This window comes from Moorena sp. SIO4E2 (assembly GCF_010671945.1).
Lineage (GTDB): Bacteria > Cyanobacteriota > Cyanobacteriia > Cyanobacteriales > Coleofasciculaceae > Moorena > Moorena producens.
The window spans coordinates 1-2,598 of the sequence record NZ_JAAHIE010000827.1; the positions used below are offsets into that span (position 1 = coordinate 1).

Genomic DNA, 2,598 nt, shown 5'->3' on the forward strand with positions numbered 1-2,598 from the left:
GTGCCGTCAGCTTATTTTATTCAAAATCACCATTAGTAGCGTACGCTATGGGCATAAACTTTTCCCGTAGCGTGGCCACAAGCCTTTACTTCTAGCTGATAGCTGATACGCGACACGCTGATAGCTGGTAGAGTCGATGTCCCCTATTAAGGGGAGCACCTCTCCTTCAAATCCGTACGTGCGACTTTCACCGCATACGGCTCCTAAGTATCTTTCTGGCTACTGTGTATATATTGGTGGCAACTCTGGTGAATTGCCATTAAGTTCTTTGGCTTCCAATTGTCGTGGTTTCCATCAATGTGATGGAGATGTACAGATTCGTTGCCTAGTAACTTATGTCCGCATTGTCCACAGCAATGGTTTTGCTTTTTCAAGGCTCTGGCGGTAGCATTATCGTAGAGCTTAGAGTTTCTTTCGCTCCAATATACCAGGTCTCCGTCGTAGGGGGACTTGGTGCCCCTGACTTTGATATGCTTATTTTCCTTCCACTTCACTTTAGGAAATGCCTTAGTTATTAATTTTTTGGCTTGTCCTTTGCTGATTTTCTTTTCCCTTAGGAATTTATCGTGTGTTCTCTTTGCGGTGAACCACAATGAGTTCCTGGAGCCGTCCATCTTGCAGTTTCGGTGGTAGTTTCTCCAACCTCTTACGATTGGTTCTAATTTCTTTGCCTTTACTTTAGCGCCATAATTCGAGCTGTTGGCCACGGCTTTGATTTTCTTCTTGATAGCTCTTAGGTTGTCCGCTGAGGGCATACTTCTGAACTTACCATTTTTCTGGACCCGGAAATTCCAGCCCAGGAAGTCAAAGCCGTTTGTCGAGTGAGTAATCTTGGTCTTTTCTTGGCTGATTTCCATGCCGCGTTCAGCGAGGAATGTGGCCACGTTTTGTAACACTTTTTCTGCGTCGTCTTTCGGTTTTAGGAAGATTACCATGTCATCGGCGTACCGAATCGAAGGGTGAATCTCCTCTATGCCGTTTAGGGCGACGTTTGCGAGCAGTGGACTGACCACTCCCCCTTGTGGAGTTCCTTGCTCCGGGAACTCTGGGTTTACCCCTGCTTTTAGGCATCTGAACACTCCTTGTTTTATACACTTGGGTGCTATTAGATTAGCCATTATTGTGCTGTGGGATATGCGGTCAAAACATTTTTTGATGTCTAATTCGATGACCCTTTTTGTGATGCCGTTTGAATTAGATTTTAGGTGGTTTTGCATGTGCTTTTGGGCGTCATGCGCTCCTCTTCCTGTTCTAAATCCGTAACTGCATGGGTGGAATTCAGCCTCGTGTGCTGGTTCCAGGGCGAATTTAACTAGACATTGCCATGCTCTATCAGCGATTGTGGGTATTTTGAGTAATCTCGTTTTCCCGTTTTTCTTGGCTATGGGGATTTCCCGTAGTCCGGCATGTTTCCAGTCAGTTGCATGCTGGTTCAGTAGCTCAAGTAAGTTCAATCTCTGCCGGTAGTTGAGGGATGACTTTCCGTCAATTCCGGGGGTTTTCTTACCCTGATTTAATTGTGTTACTTGACGTATGGCCAATAACTGTGCTGAACGGGATTTCATTATCAGTTTCTGTAGAGACCGAGCTTTCCTCTGGTCGCCAGCTTGGACTGCTTTATATAGTCGTCTTTGTAGGCGGAAAAGATTCTGGCGGAGTTTCTTCCACGGTTGGCTTTTCCAAAGGTCACTAGCTTTGTTACTGTGTCTACCCATGCTCTCCTTGGAGTCCTATAATCTTCGATACCCGTGACCAGTTGTTCGGTCACATCCTACCCGGTAGGAGGGATTACACTTGGCATAGTTTACCGAGGTTCGACCGTTCCTCAGACCTGCTCTACCGTTTTTACTCGTTCCGTCTTTTGGATTGTTTTGGTGATTTAGGGCGGTTCAATTTGCCTATCCTCTTCTCAGAGATTACGGATGTTGCTATCAAACTCCGTGAGAATGAGAGGATGAAGTCTCGCATTTGTTGTTCAGGTTGCGGCTTAAGAATAAGACATTTTTTCAGAACCTGTTTACCCGTGTCACCTCCCTATTAGCGAAGCGTGTTGTTACCTGCTTGTGGTCAACTGATTGCGCCCTGGTGCCAGCTTCGCTCCGCTAGATGCCGCTTGCTCGACGTGGCCAAGGTAAGGAGTCACTTATCTCTTCAAGGGGTGGGTTTTCACCACCATCCGCATGACAGTTAGAAATCTTTGAGGGTGTTGTACCTCGCGATTCCCCTTACTCATACCCCTCTAGTTTCTAGAGGCTCCTAGTAAGAACGAGCCGCACGATAGCTTACTTACCAAGTACCAATGACCAATGACTAATGAGTAATGACTTGGGACGAGAAATTTGCGGTAATCTACCCACAGGAGAATCACGGGAATGGCTACTTACCAATGGCATTGGAGGCTACGCATCAGGGACCATAGCTGGTCTAGTCACTCGACGTTATCATGGATTGCTGATTGCTGCTCTCAAGCCCCCCTTGAATCGTAATCGTGGATTAAGCGATCGCGAAGATCATCTCCATGTCGCAACCTTTGAGACCCAACTTAAAGTTGGGGAATCCCTGACTCTGGTGGTCAGCACTGAAGAACATCCTGAACTT

At 46.6% G+C, this 2,598-nt stretch carries 2 protein-coding genes; one reads left to right on the plus strand and one right to left on the minus strand.

All coding sequences use genetic code 11. From position 1 onward, the window contains the following. Positions 1-203 precede the first annotated feature (203 nt). Positions 204-1,715: a reverse transcriptase domain-containing protein gene (locus F6K37_RS37760; protein WP_287256158.1), complete on the minus strand. Its 1,512-nt coding sequence runs from the start codon at positions 1,713-1,715 to the stop codon at positions 204-206. A gap of 598 nt (positions 1,716-2,313) precedes the next feature. On the opposite strand from F6K37_RS37760, the gene F6K37_RS37765 reads away from it, so the two are divergent. Next, the coding region (locus tag F6K37_RS37765) for a glycogen debranching enzyme N-terminal domain-containing protein (RefSeq protein ID WP_287256159.1) at positions 2,314-2,598 on the plus strand (285 nt) is incomplete at its 3' end.

Coding starts and splice junctions, on each gene's coding strand:
- F6K37_RS37760 (WP_287256158.1), bottom strand. CDS start 1,715: ATGGGTAGACACAGTAACAAAGCTAGTGACCTTTGGAAAAGCCAACCG.